General features: G+C 62.0%; 20 protein-coding genes. 8 read left to right on the forward strand and 12 right to left on the reverse strand.

Annotated elements, in window-relative coordinates:
• Positions 1-18: 18 nt before the first annotated feature.
• Both ctaA and DDE20_RS10970 read left to right on the forward strand, forming a co-directional pair.
• Positions 19-1,158: a heme A synthase gene (ctaA, locus tag DDE20_RS10965; RefSeq protein WP_116558538.1), complete on the forward strand. Its 1,140-nt coding sequence runs from the start codon at positions 19-21 to the stop codon at positions 1,156-1,158.
• The gene (locus tag DDE20_RS10970; protein WP_205961658.1) at positions 1,155-2,639 is read left to right on the forward strand and encodes a carboxypeptidase M32; all 1,485 of its coding nucleotides are present in this window, start codon (positions 1,155-1,157) and stop codon (positions 2,637-2,639) included. The genes ctaA and DDE20_RS10970 overlap by 4 nt, the downstream gene beginning before the upstream one ends.
• 122 nt (positions 2,640-2,761) lie before the next feature.
• Here DDE20_RS10970 and pgl read toward each other — a convergent pair whose 3' ends face one another.
• The 5 genes from pgl to DDE20_RS10995 form a co-directional block, all read right to left on the reverse strand.
• A complete protein-coding gene (pgl, locus tag DDE20_RS10975) occupies positions 2,762-3,436 on the reverse strand; it encodes a 6-phosphogluconolactonase (RefSeq protein ID WP_116558539.1) in 675 nt (224 codons plus the stop codon).
• Positions 3,433-4,881, reverse strand: coding sequence for a glucose-6-phosphate dehydrogenase (gene zwf, locus DDE20_RS10980; RefSeq protein ID WP_116558540.1), 1,449 nt, complete (start codon positions 4,879-4,881; stop codon positions 3,433-3,435). Before zwf ends, pgl begins: the two co-directional genes overlap by 4 nt.
• Positions 4,882-5,038: 157 nt before the next feature.
• Positions 5,039-5,623: an HNH endonuclease gene (locus DDE20_RS10985; RefSeq protein ID WP_116558541.1), complete on the reverse strand. Its 585-nt coding sequence runs from the start codon at positions 5,621-5,623 to the stop codon at positions 5,039-5,041.
• Between the two features lie 152 nt (positions 5,624-5,775).
• A complete protein-coding gene (locus DDE20_RS10990; protein ID WP_116558542.1) occupies positions 5,776-6,441 on the reverse strand; it encodes an alpha/beta hydrolase in 666 nt (221 codons plus the stop codon).
• A gap of 10 nt (positions 6,442-6,451) precedes the next feature.
• Positions 6,452-7,084, reverse strand: a complete 633-nt coding sequence (locus DDE20_RS10995; protein ID WP_116558715.1) for a DNA-3-methyladenine glycosylase family protein — start codon at positions 7,082-7,084, stop codon at positions 6,452-6,454.
• 178 nt (positions 7,085-7,262) lie between these two features.
• On the opposite strand from DDE20_RS10995, the gene pgi reads away from it, so the two are divergent.
• Complete coding sequence (pgi, locus tag DDE20_RS11000) at positions 7,263-8,885, forward strand: glucose-6-phosphate isomerase (RefSeq protein WP_116558543.1); 1,623 nt, start codon at positions 7,263-7,265, stop codon at positions 8,883-8,885.
• Positions 8,886-8,957: 72 nt separating this feature from the next.
• Here pgi and DDE20_RS11005 read toward each other — a convergent pair whose 3' ends face one another.
• Positions 8,958-9,794, reverse strand: coding sequence for an alkaline phosphatase family protein (locus DDE20_RS11005; protein WP_116558544.1), 837 nt, complete (start codon positions 9,792-9,794; stop codon positions 8,958-8,960).
• A gap of 163 nt (positions 9,795-9,957) precedes the next feature.
• On the opposite strand from DDE20_RS11005, the gene betC reads away from it, so the two are divergent.
• Positions 9,958-11,463, forward strand: coding sequence for a choline-sulfatase (gene betC / locus DDE20_RS11010; protein WP_116558545.1), 1,506 nt, complete (start codon positions 9,958-9,960; stop codon positions 11,461-11,463).
• A 22-nt stretch (positions 11,464-11,485) separates the two neighbouring features.
• Here betC and DDE20_RS11015 read toward each other — a convergent pair whose 3' ends face one another.
• On the reverse strand, positions 11,486-11,875 hold the full coding sequence (locus DDE20_RS11015) for a hypothetical protein (protein ID WP_116558546.1): 390 nt from the start codon (positions 11,873-11,875) through the stop codon (positions 11,486-11,488).
• 443 nt (positions 11,876-12,318) lie between these two features.
• On the opposite strand from DDE20_RS11015, the gene rpe reads away from it, so the two are divergent.
• On the forward strand, positions 12,319-13,020 hold the full coding sequence (gene rpe / locus DDE20_RS11020) for a ribulose-phosphate 3-epimerase (RefSeq protein WP_116558547.1): 702 nt from the start codon (positions 12,319-12,321) through the stop codon (positions 13,018-13,020).
• Positions 13,021-13,345: 325 nt separating this feature from the next.
• Here the strand turns inward: rpe and DDE20_RS19245 are convergent, their stop codons facing one another.
• From DDE20_RS19245 to DDE20_RS11040, 4 genes are all read right to left on the reverse strand, one after another.
• On the reverse strand, positions 13,346-14,203 hold the full coding sequence (locus DDE20_RS19245; RefSeq protein WP_240608001.1) for a helix-turn-helix transcriptional regulator: 858 nt from the start codon (positions 14,201-14,203) through the stop codon (positions 13,346-13,348).
• A gap of 312 nt (positions 14,204-14,515) precedes the next feature.
• Positions 14,516-15,409, reverse strand: a complete 894-nt coding sequence (gene tsf / locus DDE20_RS11030) for a translation elongation factor Ts (RefSeq protein WP_116558548.1) — start codon at positions 15,407-15,409, stop codon at positions 14,516-14,518.
• 111 nt (positions 15,410-15,520) lie between these two features.
• On the reverse strand, positions 15,521-16,297 hold the full coding sequence (gene rpsB / locus DDE20_RS11035) for a 30S ribosomal protein S2 (RefSeq protein WP_116558549.1): 777 nt from the start codon (positions 16,295-16,297) through the stop codon (positions 15,521-15,523).
• Between the two features lie 230 nt (positions 16,298-16,527).
• Positions 16,528-17,325 carry a GNAT family N-acyltransferase gene (locus tag DDE20_RS11040; protein ID WP_116558550.1) on the reverse strand — a complete coding sequence of 266 codons (798 nt, stop codon included), beginning with the start codon at positions 17,323-17,325 and terminating at the stop codon, positions 16,528-16,530.
• Between the two features lie 47 nt (positions 17,326-17,372).
• Here DDE20_RS11040 and msrB point away from each other — a divergent pair, with 47 nt between their 5' ends.
• Positions 17,373-17,771, forward strand: a complete 399-nt coding sequence (msrB, locus tag DDE20_RS11045; RefSeq protein ID WP_116558551.1) for a peptide-methionine (R)-S-oxide reductase MsrB — start codon at positions 17,373-17,375, stop codon at positions 17,769-17,771.
• 340 nt (positions 17,772-18,111) lie between these two features.
• On the opposite strand, the gene DDE20_RS11050 is transcribed toward msrB, so the two are convergent.
• Positions 18,112-18,570: an outer membrane protein assembly factor BamE gene (locus DDE20_RS11050; protein WP_116558552.1), complete on the reverse strand. Its 459-nt coding sequence runs from the start codon at positions 18,568-18,570 to the stop codon at positions 18,112-18,114.
• 200 nt (positions 18,571-18,770) lie between these two features.
• On the opposite strand from DDE20_RS11050, the gene DDE20_RS11055 reads away from it, so the two are divergent.
• Together DDE20_RS11055 and rpmF are read left to right on the forward strand one after the other, a co-directional pair.
• The gene (locus DDE20_RS11055) at positions 18,771-19,346 is read left to right on the forward strand and encodes a YceD family protein (protein WP_165814498.1); all 576 of its coding nucleotides are present in this window, start codon (positions 18,771-18,773) and stop codon (positions 19,344-19,346) included.
• A 186-nt stretch (positions 19,347-19,532) separates the two neighbouring features.
• Positions 19,533-19,739: a 50S ribosomal protein L32 gene (gene rpmF, locus DDE20_RS11060; RefSeq protein ID WP_116558553.1), complete on the forward strand. Its 207-nt coding sequence runs from the start codon at positions 19,533-19,535 to the stop codon at positions 19,737-19,739.
• Positions 19,740-19,744: the final 5 nt, after the last annotated feature.

The raw sequence follows: 19,744 nt of genomic DNA on the forward strand, positions 1-19,744 counted from the left end.
CGAGCAAAGGAGACCCCGATGGCCAAACGTGCGATTTTTGAAGATGCTGGCGCGCCACAAGCGACGCGCACCGCGCCACCTCCACGCGGGATCGAAGGCCCGAGCGGCGCGCGCAAAGCCATCCGCGCCTGGCTCTGGCTGTTGTTCGCCATGGTCGTGGCGATGATCGCGGTTGGCGGGCTCACGCGGCTGACCGGCTCGGGGCTGTCGATCACCGAATGGCGCCCGGTCACCGGCGCGCTGCCGCCGATGAATGCCGCCGATTGGCAGGTGGAATTCGAGCGTTATCAACAGATTGACCAGTATCAACTGCTCAACGCCGGTATGACGCTGGGCGAGTTTCAATATATCTATTGGTGGGAATGGTCGCACCGGCAGCTGGGCCGGTTGATCGGGCTGGTCTGGGCGATTGGCTTTGTCTGGTTTTACCTGCGCAAACAGATCCCCGCGGGCTGGACCACGCGGCTGTTGATCCCCGGTGTGCTGGGTGGTGTTCAGGGCGCGATCGGCTGGTGGATGGTGCATTCGGGGCTGCAAGAGGGGATGGTGGCCGTGGCCTCCTACCGTCTGGCGCTGCATCTGGGGCTGGCCTTTGTGATCCTCGGCGTCTTGGCGTGGTATGCGTTTATGCTGGGCCGTTCAGAGGGCGCTTTGCTGCAGGCACGGCGGGCGCGCGAGGCGAAGCTGTTCTCGATGTCGACCGGTTTGATGCATTTCGCCTTTCTGCAGATCCTGCTCGGCGCCTTGGTCGCGGGGATCGACGCGGGGCGCGGTTATACCGATTGGCCGCTAATGGCGGGGGGAATTTTCCCGCCAGGCATGTGGGAGTTACAGCCCGTCTGGCGCAACCTCTTTGAGAACGATGGCACCGTGCAATTCATTCACCGGGTTAGTGGGTATCTCTTGGCGATCTTTGGCGTGGTGGTCTGGCTGCGCGGACGGCGCAGCACCTATGCCAGCACCCGCGCGGGGTTTCATGCGGTGATCATTGTGATGCTGGCGCAGATCGCGCTCGGTGTGTTCACCGTGTTGCACGGCGCGCCGGTCTCGCTGGGAATCGCGCATCAATTCACTGCGGTGCTTTTGTGGGTGTTGATCCTGCGCGCCCGCCATTTCGCCCAGTTTCCGCTGGGTGGCACCATTCGGGGACGTTCATGACCGCAGTATTGACCGCATATGAGAAGCTCGCCGCGCATGAGCATGAGACTTGGGCGCTGGCGCAGGTGATGGGCCGTTTGGGCTGGGATCAGGAGACGATGATGCCACGCGGGGCGGCGGCGCAGCGCGGCGAGGAGATGGCGGCGCTGGAAAGCGTGTTGCACGCGCGGCGCAGCGACCCAAAGCTCGGTGAGTGGCTGGAGGCGGCAAAGGCGCCCGATGCCAAGGGCGAAGCGCTTTTGCGCCATGCGCGCCGGTCCTATGCCCGCACCACCAAAGTTCCGGCCGCATTGGCGGCGGAACTGGCGCGAGTGACGTCCGTGGCGCAGGGTGTCTGGGCGGAAGCGCGGGCCAAGGATGATGTGGCGCATTTCCTGCCCACGCTGGAGCGGGTGATTGCCCTGCGCCGCGAGGAAGCCTCGGCGCTGGCCACGGATGGCGCGCTTTATGATGCGCTTTTGGATGACTATGAACCCGGCACCTCGAGCGCCGAGATTGGCGCGATGTTCGACCGCATGCGCCCGCGACTGGTGGCGCTGGTCGATAAGGTTTTGGGCGCCGAGACGCAGCCTGCAGCGCTGAGTGGCAGTTTCAATGCCGAGGGGCAGATGCGCCTGTCGCGCAAGCTGGCCGAGATCACCGGCTATGATTTCAGCCGCGGGCGGCTGGATCTGGCGGTGCATCCGTTTTCCTCGGGCTCGGGCTCGGATGTGCGGATCACCACGCGCGTCGCCGAGGGCGATCCGTTCAACTGCTTTTATTCCACCATCCATGAATGCGGCCATGCCTGCTATGAGCAAGGGATTGCGCCGGAGTTCGCGTTTTCGCCGCTGGGCGAGGGCGCCTCGATGGGGGTGCATGAAAGCCAGAGCCGGATTTACGAGAACCAGTTTGGGCGCTCACGGGCGTTCTCGGGCTATCTGTTCGAACAGATGCGCGGTGAGTTCGGGGATCTGGGGATCGGCGATGCGCAAGCCTTTTATGGCGCGGTCAACCGGGTCAACACCGGCTATATCCGCACCGAGGCCGATGAGGTGCATTACAATCTGCACATCATGATGCGCTTTGATCTGGAGCGCGCGCTGATCGCCGGTGATCTGGAAGCGGGCGATCTGGAGGCGGCGTGGAACACGCGGTTCCTCAAGGATTTCGGCGTTGCGGTGGATAAGCCGTCGAATGGCATGTTGCAGGATGTGCATTGGTCGGTGGGGCTGTTTGGCTATTTCCCGACCTATGCCTTGGGCAATGTCTATGCCGGTTGCCTGATGCAGGCGCTGCGCGGGGATCTGCCGGATCTGGATGCGCAACTGGCCACGGGCGAATGGTCGGCGGCGACGGGCTGGCTGCGCGAGAAGGTGCAGGTTCACGGCGGGCTGATGGAGCCGCGGGAGACGATTACGCAGGCTTGCGGGTTTGAGCCTTCCGAGGCGCCGTTGCTGGAGTATCTGGAAGCGAAGTTCGGCGAGATTTACCGGGTTTAAAGGCGAAACGCTGTCGCGTTTGCGGGTTGCCACGCGCCCATACTGTCTTTGGTCCGCTCGGGAGGGTTTTCCACCCTCCCGAACCCACCCGAGGATATTTAGGGCATAAAGTGGGGGCTTGGTTACGGCGCCCAGTGGACCGTGGCATCGCCGAGAATGGCGGCGATCGGGGCCTCGTTTGGCGAAAGTTTGCGGGCTTTTTGATAGGCCTCGCGCTTGTCCTCGCCGGTGATCAGCACATGCAACGCATAGGCCTCACTGAGTACCCGCGCCGAAAGGGTCACCCGCGGCTCATCTGCACCGGGGGCCCAGATCGGCAGGGCGGCGGGGGCGTCATCGGACAGCGCCAACTCCAGATTGTCGGCGCCGGGGAAAAGAGACGCGGTGTGCATATCCGCGCCCATGCCGACCAGCGCCACGTCAATCGGCAGGATGTCGGATAGCGCGGCGTTGACCTCAGCCATCGCGTCGGAAGGCGCGGGCAGGGGGCGCCAGAGCGGGATCAGACGGGCGGCGGCGGCCTTGTCGCGCAGCAGGCGCTCGCGGATCAATCGGGCGTTGGAGCGGGCGTGATCCTCGGGCACCCAGCGTTCATCACCGGGCAGGATGTCAATCCGCGCCCACTCCAGATCGGCGGCGGCCAGAAGGTCAAACACCGGCCCCGGCGTGCTGCCACCGGGCACGGCAAAGACCACGCGCTCGCGGCGGCCCAGAGCATTGCGCAGGTCGCGCGACAGGGTGCGCGCCACTTGCAGCATCATCATATCGGTGTCGGGGTAGTCGATAAAATCGGTCATCGGATCTCTCGCCAGCGTCTATCGTCGCGGTGCATGAGCATAAGCGCATTCTCGGGACCAGACGAGCCTGGATCATAAGGCTCGGGGGATTCGGCGGTTTTCTGCCATTCGGCAATGATCGGATCGGTCCAGGCCCAGGCGGCCTCAACCTCGTCACCGCGCATGAACAGGGTCTGGTTGCCGCGGATCACATCCATGATAAGCCGTTCATAAGCATCAGGAATATGCGCGTCCTCGCCCAGAGCCTCGGCAAAGGACATATCGAGCGCCACATCCTTGAGCCGCATGCCGCCGGGGCCGGGTTCCTTGATCATCACCCGCAGGGTCATGCCTTCATCCGGTTGCAGGCGGATCACCAGAACATTGGTGCGCCAAGGCACGGTCTCGCCAAAGATCGAATGCGGCGGATCGCGGAAGGTCACGGCGATTTCCGAGGCGCGGGCGCGCAAGCGCTTGCCGGTGCGCAGGTAAAAGGGCGTGCCCTTCCAGCGCCAGTTGGAAATCCCGACCTTGAGCGCGATATAGCTTTCGGTCTGCGAGTCCGGCGCGCCGATATCCTCATGGAATGACGCGCTTTCGGCGCCCGCTTGATACTGCCCGCGCACGATATCGCGCGCAAGAACCGGATCGAGCGCGTTGATAACCTTGAGTTTTTCGTCGCGCACCGCATCAGGTTCAAAGCAATAGGGCGGCTCCATCGCGATCAGGCAGAGAAGCTGCATCATATGGTTTTGCACCATATCGCGCATCGCCCCCGCGCGGTTGTAATAATCGCCGCGCCCGCCAATGCCGACGGATTCAGCCACGGTGATCTGCACATGATCGACGAAACGCGCGTTCCACAGGGGCTCGAACAGCACATTGGCAAAGCGCACCGCCATCAGGTTCTGGACGGTTTCCTTACCCAGATAATGGTCGATCCGGTAAATCTGTTGCTCGTTGAAATGCGCCGCCAAAGTCTGGTTGAGGGCGCGCGCCGAGGCGAGATCATTGCCGAAGGGTTTTTCCACCACGATCCGCGTGTCGGGCGAGATCAGGCTGAATTTGCCCAACTGCGCGGCCAAAGCGCCGAACAGCGAGGGGCCGACCGAGAAATAGAAGGCGCGCACCACATCGGGGCGGATTTTGGTGGTAAGATCGCTCCAGCCCTGATCGCTCGCGGCATCGACGGTCACATAATCGAGCATCTCGATGAAACTGGCGCGCGATTTGGCGTCGGGGGCGGTATCGCCCATGAATTCATCAAAGGCCTCGGAGACCATCGCCTGAAACCCCGCGCGGTCCAGATCGCTGCGGGCGGCGCCGATCACCCGCGCCTCGGGCGGCATCTGCCCCTCGGCAAAGCGGCGGAACAAGGCCGGCAGGATCTTGCGCCGCGCCAGATCGCCGGTGGCGCCAAAGATGACCAGATCAAAGGCGTCGACGGGAATTACGCGCGAGACCATGGCGGTTTCCTGATGTTTATCTAGCATGTTTGCGGTAACTTCTTGATAGGTTCAGGGCCAGAAACCATTCTGTGACGCGTTTGTCCAGCATGTTCACCTGCCGCCACATCCCGCCGCGCATGGCAAAAGCGGCGCTGGCGGGCGGTTCCGCGACAGATTATGCCTCGAGTTCGCTGTCCCAATAGAGGAAATCGGCCCAGCTATTGTGCAGCCGCTTGGGCGGAAACCGGCGGCCGTTGTTGATCAACTGCTGGGCCTCGGGGCGACGCGCGGGGCGGCGCAGATGCAGCCCCGAGGCGCGCAGGGTTTTCGAGCCCTTGCGCACATTGCAGGGCGCGCAGGCGGCGACGACATTCTCCCAGCTGGTGACACCGCCGAGCGCGCGCGGGATCACATGGTCAAAGGTCAGATCCTGATGGGCGCCGCAATATTGGCAGGAAAATTCATCGCGCAAGAAAAGATTAAAGCGCGTGAAGGCCACGCGCTTTCTGGGTTTGACGAAATCCTTCAGCACGACAACCGAGGGGATATTCATCTCGAAGCTTTGAGAATGCACGGTTTCCTCATATTCCGCGACAATCGAGACGCGGTCGAGGAACACCGCCTTCACCGACTCCTGCCAAGGCCAGAGTGACAGCGGCAAATAGGAAAGCGGGCGGTAATCAGCGTTTAACACCAAGGCCGGAAACTGAGAGTTGGCGTGTGGATCACGCACAAAATCGTGCCGGAAGTCGCCGTCCATCGAATCGCATTCCCCTGTCGTCGAACCACATACGGAAGCCGCTTACCTGCGACTATATCCGCTGTTCGCTCGCTGACAACCCCGCACGCGATCACAGGCGCGCGCGCGGGAATTTGTCAGTGTTATCGGGGATTTATGCGGCGATCTGCGCGCTATTTCGGCAGTTTCTCTGCCAGAAAGCCGAGCGCCAGCGACAGGCCTTCATTGTCAATCGAATGGCCCAGCCCCTTGCAGACATGGGCGTAGACCTCGAAACCGGCTTTGGTCAGGGCGTCGGCGGCCTCGGGCAGGGATTGCACCGGCACCATCGGATCGGCGTCACCATGGACCAGCAGGACCGGCGGTTTGCTACTGGTCTCGGCTTGCAGGGTGTCGGGATCGAGCAAGCGGCCAGAGAATCCAACCAAACCGGCAATCGGCGCGGTGCGGCGCGGGGCAATATGCAGGCTCATCATCGTGCCCTGCGAAAAGCCGACAAGCGCCAGCGCCGAAGCGTCGAGAGCTTCATCCGCCAGCACCTTGTCGATGAAGGCGTTGAGGTCTTCACTCGCCTGCGCTTGACCGGCACGCGCGACATCCTCAGGCGTGCCATCCATATGGGGGATGCCAAACCACTGGAATCCCATCGGATTTCCGGCGCAGCGCTCGGGTGCATCGGGGCTGTAAAAGGCGGTATTCGGCAGATGCGGGGCGAGGGGATCGGCCAATCCGATCAGATCGGCACCATTGGCGCCATAGCCGTGGACAAAGATCACCACGGATTTGGCAGTGCCTTTCGCAGCCCCTTTGCGGGCCGAAGTCAGGGGACGAGGGGACATGGGTTTCCTTTCAGGCGATGCCTTCACGGCGTTTGGCATGATGGTAGTAATGCCAGAGCAGACCGGCGGCAACCGTGCGCCAGGGCGCCCAGGCTTCGGCCATCACGCGCATCGGTTTTTCGCGCGGGCGTTCGGCCAGATCAAACAACAGCCGCGCGCTTTCCTGCAGCGCCAGATCATTGGGCGCAAAGACATCGGCGCGGCCAAGGCTGAACATCACATAGACCTCGGCGGTCCAGCGGCCAACCCCGGGCACGGCGGTGAGGGTGGCGATAATTTCGGCATTTGGCGCTTCGCGAAGTGATTCAAAGTCTATCGAAGCCTCGGCCAATGCCTTGATATAACGCGCTTTCTGGCGTGACAGCCCCAAGCCGCGCAGGGTCTCGTCGCTGCTGTTCAGGATCGGCGCGGGTGTGGTCATCCCCGCCGTCTCAAGCCGCGACAGGATCGCCCGCGCCGAAGCCACCGAGACCTGCTGGCTGACAATCGCGCCAACCAGCGCCTCGAACTCGTCGCCACGGCGTCGCAAGGGGGGCGGGCCGCAAAGCTCCAGCACCTGCGCAAACCGCGGCTCGATCTGCGCCAGATAGGCGGCGCCCTCGGCCATACAGGCCTCGGTGGTCAGGATACGATATGCGTTCATGGCGGCATCATGCATGGACCTATCGCCCCTGCAACCCTGCATCTCGGTATGATCTGTTGCGAAAACCCTGCACCCCACGGGCGATTGTCGCATTGCGGCCACATCTCGGGCATTAGCTCTGGGCATTGCGCGCAGTTCTTGGCAAAAAGACGCTATAGGAACGTTTTAGGCAGATTTCATGGATAATTGGGCCGCACTTCGCGCATGTAAACAGGCAAGCGCCACTCGCAGGATCACGGATCTCTTTGACGATCCGGCCCGCGCTGCAGAGTTTTCGGTCACCCTCAGTGACGCCGCCACGGGGCCGGTGCACTTCGACTATTCCAAAACCAATATCGACGCCGAGACCCGCGCGGCGCTGATTGATCTGGCCGAAGCATCAGGATTAGAGTCGCGCCGTAACGCGATGTTTTCCGGTGAGAAAATCAATGTGACCGAGGGCAGGGCGGTGCTGCATACGGCGCTGCGCAATCTTGACGGCAGCCTTGAGGTCGAGGGCGAGGACGTCATGCCGGAAGTCCGCGCCACGCTGGCACGGATGGAGAGTTTCGCGCGGGATCTGCGCGACGGGCGCATTCGTGGCGCCGGTGGGCGGATCACCGATGTGGTGAATATCGGCATCGGCGGCTCGGATCTGGGACCGGCGATGGCGGCAATTGCGCTGGCGCCGTTCCATGACGGCCCGCGCTGTCACTTTGTTTCGAACGTCGATGGCGCCCATATCCATGATGTGCTGGACGGGATCGACCCCGAGACCACGCTGGTGATCGTCGCCTCGAAAACCTTCACCACCGTTGAGACGATGACCAACGCGGAAACCGCGCGGGCGTGGATGGCGCGCACGGTGCGTGATCCGGCGCGGCAGTTCGTGGCGCTCTCGACGGCGCAGGATAAGACCACCGCCTTTGGCATTGATCCGGCTCGGGTTTTTGGCTTTGAGGATTGGGTCGGCGGGCGCTATTCGATGTGGGGGCCGATCGGGCTGAGCCTGATGATCGCCATTGGCCCGATGAATTTTCACGCCTTTCTCAAGGGCGCCTCGGTGATGGACCAGCATTTTCTGACCGCGGATCTGGCGCAGAATATGCCGGTGATGCTGGCGCTGGTGGGGGTCTGGCACCGGCAGGTACTGGGCTATCCGACACGGGCAGTTTTGCCGTATGATCAACGACTTGCGCGGCTTCCGGCCTATTTGCAGCAGCTCGAGATGGAATCGAACGGCAAACGCGTGGCGATGGATGGATCGGAGTTGGAGATCCCTTCGGGGCCGGTGGTTTTTGGCGAGCCGGGCACCAATGGGCAGCATGCGTTTTACCAATTGATCCATCAAGGCACCGATATCGTGCCCTGTGAATTCCTGCTGGCGGCGAAGTCGCATGAACCGGCGCTGGCGCATCATCACCGCTTGCTGGCGGCGAATTGTCTGGCGCAGGCCGAGGCGCTGATGACCGGCCGCAGCCTTGATGAGGCGAAGGCGCTGATGAAGGCCAAGGGGTTCAAGGGTGCAGAGCTGACGCGGCAGGCCAAGCACCGCGTGTTTCCGGGCAATCGGCCCTCGACGACGCTGGTCTATCCGCAACTGACCCCGGCGATGCTGGGGGCGATTGTGGCGCTTTATGAGCACCGTGTGTTTGTCGAAGGTGTGGTGCTGGGGATCAACTCGTTCGACCAATGGGGCGTGGAGTTGGGCAAGGAACTGGCGGTGCAATTGCTGCCGATGGTTGATGGATCCAAACCTGCTGAGGGCCGTGATGGTTCGACCCAAGCGCTGATCGCGGCGCTGCGCGAGATGGGGATTTAAGGGGAGGGGCGTTGCCCCTCTCTTGGCCTAGGGCCAATTCACACCCCAGGATATTTTCGGCATAAAGTGGGCTTAGCTTAAGAAGGGCGCGGCTATCATCGTCTCGGCGATCGGCGCGCCGAGGCGGCTCAGGATGGTCGGCGCGAGCTGCAATTGGTCGAGCAGCGTGTCGCGGCTCGGACCCGTCGCGTCGCCGAAATAATAGAGCGCGAAATCCTGCTGGTCGCTGCCGGTGCCGCCGTGATGGCCGCGCAGGCTTTGACCGTGATCGGCGGTCACAATCACCTCATAGCCCATTGCGCGCCATGCCGGCAGGAAATTGGCCAGCATCGCGTCCATCAGGGCGCAGGCATTGTCCATCTGGATGCAGTCATGCCCGAAGCGGTGGCCCATGGAATCCAGCGTGCAGGTGTGCAGGATGCCGTAGGTCAGATCAAAGCGCTTGCACAGCGAGGTCAGCGTGGCGAAGAGATCGGCGTCGCAGGGCGTGGCCTGATTGTCATGGTTATAGGCGGTCATCGTATGAAAGCGCCCGTGGTTAATGCTGGGGCTCTTGGGCTCGTCATATTCGATATCGCGGACCATATCGAAGGGGGCGCGGTTGAAAAACTCGGACCACCACGAATGGGTGACGGCGCCGGTGGTGCCGCCGGCAAGCCGCGTCTGGCTGAAAATGTCAGGCATTTGCACGCGGTGGATATGGCCGTTGCTGAGCACGCCGTGAACTTGCGGCGGGGTGCCGGAATGGATCGAGGCATAGCAGGGGCCCGACATCGAGGGCAGCGAGGCGCGCATCCGCCAGACCTGCGCTTCTCCGGAACGCACCCAGCCCTCAAGCGCGCCGAAATAGCGCCGCCAATTGGCATAGGGAACACCGTCGAGCACGATGAGAAGGAGTTTTCCGGTCATGGGGCAGCCTGTGTTGGTGGCGGTCAGATTCGGCAAGCCTAGGGCGATATCGCAGCTGTGACCAGTGGTCGAAAACCCGCCTTTGGACGCGGCAAATTCCCTTTGGAGAAATCACCATCTGCGGCTAATGATCGGGGCATATTGATTGAGCAGAAAGCGCGCCATGACCTCTCCGAATATCTTGATCCTGATGGTGGACCAGCTGACCGGCACCCTGTTTCCCGACGGGCCGGAGGCGTTTTTGCACACGCCCAATCTGCGGCGGTTGGCAGAGAGATCGCAAAGGTTTTCAAAGGCGTATTGCGCAAGCCCGCTGTGTTCGCCCTCGCGCGCCAGTTTCATGGCCGGTCAATTGCCGCGGCGCACCGGGGTCTATGACAATGCGGCGAATTTTCCTGCCGACACGCCCTGTTTTACCCATCATCTGCGCCGCGCGGGCTATCAGACGTCGCTCTCGGGCAAGATGCATTTTGCCGGACCGGACCAGATGCACGGGTTCGAGGAGCGGTTGACCACCGATATCTACCCGTCGGATTTCGGCTGGACGCCGGATTACCGCAAGCCCGGTGAGCGGATTGACTGGTGGTATCACAACCTCGGCTCGGTGACTGGCGCAGGCGTGGCCGAGATCACCAACCAGCTGGAATATGACGATGATACCGCGCATCAGGCCTGCCAGAAGCTGTTTGATCTGTCGCGCGGGCATGATCCGCGGCCGTGGTGCCTGACGGTGAGTTTCACCCATCCGCATGACCCCTTTGTGGCGCGGCGCAAGTATTGGGATCTCTATGAGAATTGCGCCGAGATCGAGCCAGAGAAAGCGGTAGATTACGAGGCTCTCGACCCGCATTCGCAGCGGCTGCTGGACAGTTTCGACTGGCGGAATTTTGACATCACCAAGGACCAACAACGCCGCGCAAGGCGCGGATATTACGCGAATATTTCCTATATTGATGACAAGATCGGCGAGATTTTACAGCCCCTTGAGGACACGCGGCAAGAGGCGGTGATCGTCTTTGTCTCGGATCACGGCGAGATGCTGGGCGCGCATGGGCTGTGGTTCAAAATGAGCCTGTTCGAGGAGTCCGCGCGGGTGCCCCTGATGATCGCGCTGCCCGAGGGGCGCTCGGGACGCGTTGATCAGCCGGTGAGCACGCTGGATATCCTGCCGACACTGGCCGATCTGGCGGGCATCCCGATGGCGGAAATCACGCCTTGGACCGACGGCGAAAGTCTGGTGCCGTTGATGAATGGCACCGGCGGGCGTGGGCCGGTGCCGATGGAATATGCCGCCGAGGGCACGGTGACGCCATTGGTCGGGCTGGTCGATGGGCCGTGGAAATATATCGCCTGCAGCGCCGATCCCGAGCAGCTGTATAATCTGGATAGCGATCCGGGTGAGCAGCACAATCTGGCGCAGGATCCGCAGGCGGCGCCGGTGCTCGAGCGAATGCGGGCGATGAGCCGCGCGCGTTGGGATCTGGAGGCGTTTGACCGCGAGGTGCGTGACAGTCAGGCGCGGCGCTGGCTGGTCTATGATGCGCTGCGTCAGGGGAAGTTCGAGGCTTGGGATTTCCAGCCATACCGTCCGGCCTCGGAGCGCTATATGCGCAACCATATGGATTTGAACATCCTTGAGGACGCCCAGCGATACCCGCGCGGGGAATGACGCCTGAAGTGTGCGCGAACTGTTAGGCGACCTCGATCAGTTTCACCGTCAGATTGGGGCAAACCGCGCGGACCTCGCGAATGACCAGCTCGGCGCGGGGCAGGGGTTGGGTCAGCACAAAGAAATTGCCGCTGTAGGCCAGAGCGCTCACCGTGATCGCCAGATCGACGATATCCCAATCCGGCGAGATCAGCGGCCCGACGATGGCATCGGGGCGGATACTGTCCAGCATCGCCGCGTTGAGCATCCGTTTATGGGTCACGATCACCGACTGCGCGCCGGGTTTGGGAGACAAAAGCTCCATCACAGCGGGCGCTTCGACCACAAGGATGCGTTGCGCGGTGATCAGCGCCTGATCCACCGGCAGCACAGGAGTGAAGATTTGACGCTTGGCTTTACAATACAAGGGCACAGGGAACCTCTTGACGCTAACAGCGAGAACCCCGGACCATCCAGAACTCGTCACGCATACATGGAAAGCTTGTTTTCCAATCAATTAACAACTCGTTAACTTTGCTCTGCGATTGCGCGGATCGGCTAGCGAAGGCGGGTTTTTCGGGGTCTGCGGCGAGGTTTGTTGCGCTTTGGCCACGCGGGATTTGTCTATATGTTGAGGGTCTTTGATAGCGAAGAGCATCATCTTTGATCTTTTAATAACATAATATCTATTATGCGGCTATCGGATGTGTCAATTTGGCGGGCCCATAGCACCCTGTAAACACCCCCTGCGACCGTCCCAAGAGCCATCATCGCGCATGTTTTGGCTGATCCGCAGGAAGCGCGCTTTGCTTTGCCTGCGCATGGCGTTAAGGCTATGCCACTTTCAGCCTTTACCCATCCCGGAGCCTGCCAGCTATGCGTTTTTCTCGTGACATCAAAATCGCCCCGTCGATCCTTTCTGCGGATTTCGCCGACTTTGGCCGTGAGATACAGGCGATCGAGGCTCAGGGCGCCGATTGGGTGCATGTCGATGTGATGGACGGGCATTTTGTGCCCAATCTGACCTTTGGTCCGCCCGCCGTCGCGGCGTTTCGTAAGCATGTGAAAACCGTGATGGATGTGCATTTGATGATCGCGCCGGTCGATCCCTATATCGAGGCGTTTGCCGAGGCTGGCGCCGATATCATCACCGCCCATGTCGAGGCCGGACCGCATATCCACCGCACGCTGCAAGCCATTCGTGCGACAGGGAAAAAAGCCGGTGTGGCGCTCAACCCCGGAACCCCTGCCGAGGCGATTGCGCATGTGTTGGATCTGACCGATCTGGTCTGTGTGATGACCGTGAACCCCGGGTTTGGCGGACAGAAATTCATTGATATGCGCGACAAGATCCGCAGCCTGCGGGCGATGATCGGCGACCGGCCGATCCATATTGAAATCGACGGTGGTGTGACGCAAGAAACCGCGCCACTGGTGGCCGAGGCCGGTGCCGATGTGCTGGTCGCAGGCTCGGCGGTGTTCAAGGGCGGCTCGGTCGCCACCCCTGCCCCATATGGCGAGAATATCCGCGCCATCCGGCTGGCCGCCGAAGCCGCCTGTGGCGCGAAAGTCGTCTGATATCAGGGAGTTACCGCGAGCCGTTCCGGTGGGCCTGGGCCGCACCGGAAAGCCTCGCTGTATCGGGTTGGGACTAGATACCGCAAGTGTACGCGGATCACCGGCAAAACAAACAACCCAGATCCGAGCCGGATTGGGTGCATGATCGTCAAGTCAGTGATTACTCGTAATAAAATTACGTATAGTGGGCTAACGCGGGAAATGTCAGTATGAAATACCCTACCTTTAGGGTCTAATTCTGTCTCTTAGAGGCTGACGTGATGAATTGAATTCATTTTTTGGGGCCGCGCTTGCCGCCAAGGCTGGCTGCCGGCCCCCACCCCGTTTAGCTGCGCGCGGAGGTCTCGGAGGGGCTGGGATCGATCAGGAACACCTGATTGAGAAACGCGGCTTTGATCAGCGCCTGCGCGGTCGTATCCACCCCCAGCGTGTCACGCGCGAGGCGCAGGTGTTTGTCGACGGTGGGCGCGCTGATGCCCATGATGGTGGCGATATCCGCCGAGGTTTTGCCCTCGGCCACCCATTCCAGAACCTCGCGCTGCCGCAAGGTCAGATGGCCGCGGGGCGTCGGATAGGGCAGCGCCGAGAGGCAGCGATGGGCGCTGGCGGCGGCGACGAAAACCACCTCGCGGGCGACCGCAAGCAGCGCGTCGATATCCTCTTGGGTCTTGTCGGGCGGGCCGACCAACGCCATCACCGCATTGCCGCGGCTGCTGTTTTTCGGAAACCCGATGGTGCAGCCGATCAGCAGATCATTGCGGGTGAAAAACTCTTGCGCGGCGGGGTCGAGTTCGAACCAGTCCCCTACCCCGCAATCCTCTTGATCCATCGACCAACTGGCAACACCGGCGTTTTCCAATGCCCAGTGGAAGGTCGCGCTTTGCCGGTAGAAAAGCTGATTGACCAGCGTCGTCTCGACATCCGCCGAAAGCGTTGACATCACAAGGTAATCTTCGGGCGCGCCCAGCCTTGCGCCAAAGGAATCCGGTGAATAGCCGTAGATCGCATGGGCAAAGCCGAGGTCGCGAAAGAACCGGCAGGTCAGCGTCCAGATCTCGTTTTGATCGGTGGCCAGCATCAGGGCATTCAGATGGCGCGAGAAACTGGGTAGGGTCAGCGCCTGCGACGCGCGCGCGCCCACTCCCGGAGGACCATGGGCGTCGTCAAATGCTTGGAATTCCATTCACCCTCGCTCGGTTAAATGCGCGCGCATCGTCTATGCTTTGCACAGGACACCGAATCTGGCGCAGTCGATGATCATTGTCGACACAATCTCCTCAGAAAGTTAACCGGTTTGCAACCTATTAGTGCACCCCCCAGTCAACATCGCGTTAAACGTGTGAATCGGTCGGATAGAATAGCCCGACCGGCGGGAGATAGAGACAAGCGGAGTTGGTCAGGATTGGCAAGGCCAAGTGTGGTGACAGAACATCGGGGGCAACAGAAAAGGGGCACCACTTGCGTGATGCCCCTCGTGTCATACGGCGTAAAAGGGTTAGCCGTTCATTTTTGCGACTTCGGCCGCGAAGTCTTCTTCTTTTTTCTCGATGCCTTCGCCGACAGCCATGCGCACGAAACCGGTGATCTCGACGCCGGCCTCTTTCGCCGCCTGCTCGACCGTCAGGTCGGGATTGATCACAAAGGCCTGACCCAACAGCGTATTCTCGGCCAGATATTTCTTCATCCGGCCCGGAATGATGTTGTTGGTGATCACATGCTCGGGCTTGGGCTTGGCGGCTTCGGTGTTTTCTTCCAAGGCCTTGGCGGTCTGCACCTGCAGTTCGCGTGCCAGCAGCTCGGGGTCCATGGTGGCCTCGGAGAGCGACAGCGGGTTGGTCGCAGCGATATGCATGGCCAACTGCTTGCCGATGCCGCTATCGGCACCTTTCATCGCAACCAGAACGCCGATTTTGCCCAGACCGTCAGCGGCGGCGTTGTGCACATAGGCCGCAACCGCATCGCCTTCCAGCGTCGCCATCCGGCGCAGGGTCAGGTTCTCGCCGATGGTGGCGACGGCGCCGGTCAGCGTCTCGTCAACGGACTTGCCACCGAGGTCAGCAGCTTTGAGCGCCTCGAGATCACCGGCGTTCACGGCTGCCGCGGTGAAATCACGCACCAGCTTTTGGAAGTCGGCGTTCTTGGCGACAAAGTCGGTTTCCGAGTTCACTTCGACGGCCACGCCTTTGTTGCCCTCGACGATGACACCAACCAGACCTTCGGCGGCCACACGGTCGGCCTTTTTCGCGGCTTTCGCGAGGCCCTTGGTGCGCAGCCAGTCAACCGCGGCTTCCATGTCGCCGTTGTTTTCGGTCAGCGCCTTCTTTGCGTCCATCATGCCTGCGCCCGTGGAGTTGCGCAGTTCTTTCACCATCGCAGCGGTAATCGCCATGGGTCAAACTCCTTAAAATGGAAATGCGGGCAGGGTCGTCCCGGCCCGGCGATAGGGAATGCGGGCAGGGTTGCCCCCGCCCGCCGTCATTTAACGCGCGGTGTCGCGATCTTAGGCTTCAGCGGCCGGAGCGTCTTCGGCGACGGCTTCGTCTTCCGGTGCTTCTTCCAGCTCGCCCAGATCAACGCCAGCAGCGCCCAATTGGGCCGACATACCGTCGAGTGCCGCGCGCGAAACCAGATCGCAATAGAGCGCAATCGCGCGGGCCGCATCGTCGTTGCCCGGGATGATGTAATCGACACCATCCGGCGCGCAGTTGCTGTCAACCACGGCGACAACCGGAATGCCCAGCTTGCGGGCTTCCTGGATGGCCAGGTCTTCTTTGTTCACGTCGATCACGAACAGAAGGTCCGGCAGACCGCCCATTTCGCGAATGCCGCCCAGCGAGGCCTGCAGTTTGATCTGGTCACGCTCCATGCCCAGACGCTCTTTCTTGGTCAGGCCTTCGGCGCCGCTTTCCAGAGCTTCGTCAATCTTTTTCAGGCGATTGATCGACTGCGACACGGTTTTCCAGTTGGTCAGCGTGCCGCCGAGCCAGCGGTGGTTCATGTAGTATTGTGCGCATTTCTCGGCGCTATCGGCAATCTGCTTGGCTGCCTGACGCTTGGTGCCGACGAACAGCACACGGCCGCCACGGGCCACGGTGTCGCGGATCGCCTTGAGCGCCTGATCCATCATCGGGACGGTTTGCGTCAGGTCGAAGATGTGGATGCCGTTGCGCTGGCCGTAGATATACGGGCCCATGCGCGGGTTCCAGCGCTGCGTCTGGTGACCATAGTGAACGCCAGCTTCCAAGAGCTGACGCATGGAGTATTCGGGAAGCGCCATGTGGTTTTCCTTTTCCGGTTTGCGCCTAGGGCAAGACATTCAGGGCAGATGCCCAACCGGTGGACCTTGCAGGATGTCTCCCTGCTTGGCCCTGCCTCGCCTGTGAAGTGCGCGCCCATTACCGCGAACTGTGCATGGCGGCAAGGGCAAAGGCGCGGAATGCGGGCAATATACCGGTTTATCAGCCGTTTCGGGCGGAATGTCGCGGGTTTGCGCCTGCCCATGCGGTGTTACAGGTCCGGCGCGCCCTCTGCCAGTGCGGTGAGCGCGCGTTTGCGCGGTGCCGGCATGGCGGCGATATCGAGGCAGGTGAACACATGGCATGTGTCGAGCGCGCGGTCGATCACCAAATGATCCGACACCCAGCCGCCCATCGCCAGATAGGCGCGCAAAAGCGTCGGGAGCTGCGCCTGCCCCTCCAAGCTGGGCGTGCACTGCGCGGTAAAGCGGATCGCCTCGGTCGCGGTGGCCTTGGGGCGCTGGGTATCGGGGCCAAGGTGGCGCGCGGCCAGATAGGTGAGCGCCGGTGTCAGAGGTGCGGGATCGGCGCCCTGAAACGACGTGCAGCCGATCAACCGCCCTGCCCCGCTGCGCAACACCATACGCGCGACGGCGGCCCATAGGAGCCGCATGACCTCGGCCTGTTGCATGCGGTCACTTTGCGGCGCGGCGCAGAGGCGGCCGAGTTCGATCATGGGGAAATTATCTGATTGTGGGCTGAGAAGTGGCGTCAGATCATAGGCCTGCGCAGTATAGCCCTGCAGCAGGCTGGGGGCGTCGCGGTGGATGCGCAGCCGTGCGGTTGCCAGAGGTGCCTGATCCTCCTCACCAAGCCAGAGGTGCAGGCTATCTGCGTCATAGGCGTCCGCGTCTTCTGCACCCGCGTCACCGCGAAACACCTGTGCGCGCAGTATCTGCAGCGCGGCAAGCTCATACCCCTGCGCCAGCCGCGCCTGCCAGCGCCCGCGCCGGATTGGCGGGCCGAAAGTGCTGCACACGCTGTCTGGGGCATCACGGAGGGTGGACATATCGCGCGTATCTCCTAAATCAACAGGCAGACAAGTGGAGCAGTATAGTGACCGATAAGATATCCAAAACCGATGCCGAATGGCAGGCCCAGCTATCGCCGATGGCCTATAAAGTCACCCGCGAGCATGGCACCGAGCGCGCCTTTACCGGCGATGACTTCCCGAAAGCCGAGGGTGTGTTCAACTGCGTGTGCTGCGGCGCGCCGCTGTTTACCTCGGGTGAGAAATACGATTCGGGCTCGGGCTGGCCGAGTTTCTGGGCGCCGAAAGAGGGTGCCCCGATCGGCACCAAAGAGGACCGCAGCCTGATGATGCGCCGCACCGAGGTGCATTGCGAGCGCTGTGACGCGCATCTGGGGCATGTGTTCCCCGATGGGCCGCAGCCGACGGGGCAGCGGTATTGTGTCAACGGCGCGGCGCTGACCTTTGAGCCGAAGGGGGAGTAAGGGGCAATTTGGCCTCCTCGATCCGGCGCTACATATAGAGCGCCGGATTCTCCGGTTCGCCACCGATCACCCGTCACGCCCGTGGGAACCACGGGCCGCGCCCGACCCTCCCCCCGGGAGGGCGCTTTGGCGAGGTCACTCATTGCCCAATCGAGATCAACGCTTTTGAGCGCAGCGCGTTGTTGAACGGATGCGGCGCCCACCCAGGGTCGGGCGCGACCCTTTGCGCGTTGCCTCGAGCCCGCAACGCCAAGGCTCGGCTGGAGATCAATGCAAAAACGCGGCCCGAAATGGGGCCGCGTTTTGCGTTGTATCAGTTGGGTGTGCCCGTGCCGCGCGGTTACAGGAATGCGCCCGGGGTGAACTGGCCCAGGACCCGCAGCACCTGGCTGAGCACGGTGGGCGTCGGGCCCAGAGTGGTGACACGGCGCGACAGGGTGACGACTTCACCCGCCTCGAGACCGAATCGCTCGATGTTGCTCACGCGGTCGCGTTGATCAAAGCTGATCGCGACCACCTGCCGGTCGACCTCTTCGGGCGCACGCCAAGAGCGCTGACGCCAGTCGGATTGCACATAGAACCAGCCCGAACCCTCCATCACCCCGCCAATACCGGGGCGGCCGATCTTCTCGGCAACCGTGTCGCGGGTGTCCTGACCGACCTCGACCGCGCTCAATTGCTCTGGCGAGGGCGCATAGCCGTGGTAGCGCATCACCGGCGAACAGGCGGCCAGCACCACGGCCAGCACCGCCAGTCCCAGCCATCTTGCGACGCCCTTTTGTGAATTGAGCTTGTTCATAGCGGCTCCCGTCCCATATCTGTAGCGTCATGACCCGGTGCACGGCGGCGACACTCACGTGCTGCAACCCGGCCTGGGGGCATCGGGGCTAGAACCCCTCACCGCCTTTGGATTACAGAAAGCCAGAGCAACGTTCAAGAATGGAACACCACGGCGCGGCTTTGGTCGCTGAACCGTGAATAGGAGAAAATCGAGGCCCCATGTCCGATACCGCCCCCCTGCGCCAATCCACCAGTGCCAGCCTGCCGCTGCGCGTCGCCGATCTGCCCAACCGGACGGGCGTGGATTTCACCCTGACCCCCGATGCCGAGGCCCGCGCCGCGATTGCCGAGCGGCTTGATCTGCAACGGCTGCGCAAGCTGACATTCACCGGCAAGCTGCGCCCGGACGGGCATCATGACTGGCAGCTTGAGGCAACCTTGGGCGCCACAGCGGTGCAAAGCTGCGTGGTGACATTCGCGCCGGTGACCACACGGCTGGATGTGCCGGTGCAGCGCCGGTTCCTGCGCCGGATGCCGGAAATCACCGATATCGAGGTGGAAATCCCCGATGATGATATCGAACCACTGGGACCGGTGATTGATCTGGGCGAGATCATGGAAGAGGCGCTCAGCCTCGCCCTGCCCGATTACCCGCGCGCCGAAGACGCCGATGAGACCGCCCTGCCCGGCGTGATCACCGCCGGAGATGAGGCCGCGCCCGCCGCCGAAGAGCCCGAGCGGCAGACGCCTTTTGCCAATCTCTCCTCGCTGTTGAATGCGAAAAAGGACGAGTGACCCACCCGCTATTGCGCCGAATCTGCGGAATCATGCTTGCGCCGGAGCAAAAAAGCCGTATTTTCCGCGCTTCAGGCAAGACAGGGCTTTCACAAACCGCTCAGGCGGTATAAAGCCCGCAGCAGATTAACTTTCCACCGTTACGGGCGCGCTGATTGTGCCCGCAGAAGATATCAGAGGTTTACCATGGCCGTTCAGCAGAACCGCGTGACCCGTTCCCGTCGTAACATGCGCCGCGCGCATGACGCTCTCGTTGCGGGCAACCCGAATGAGTGCTCCAGCTGCGGCGAACTCAAGCGTCCGCACCACGTATGCCCGTCCTGCGGTCATTACGACAGCCGCGAAGTCGTGGCGCAGGCGACCGAGGTCGATCTGGACGACGACGCGGCCTAAGGTTC

This window comes from Pararhodobacter oceanensis (assembly GCF_003076755.1).
GTDB classification, from domain to species: Bacteria; Pseudomonadota; Alphaproteobacteria; order Rhodobacterales; family Rhodobacteraceae; genus Pararhodobacter; species Pararhodobacter oceanensis.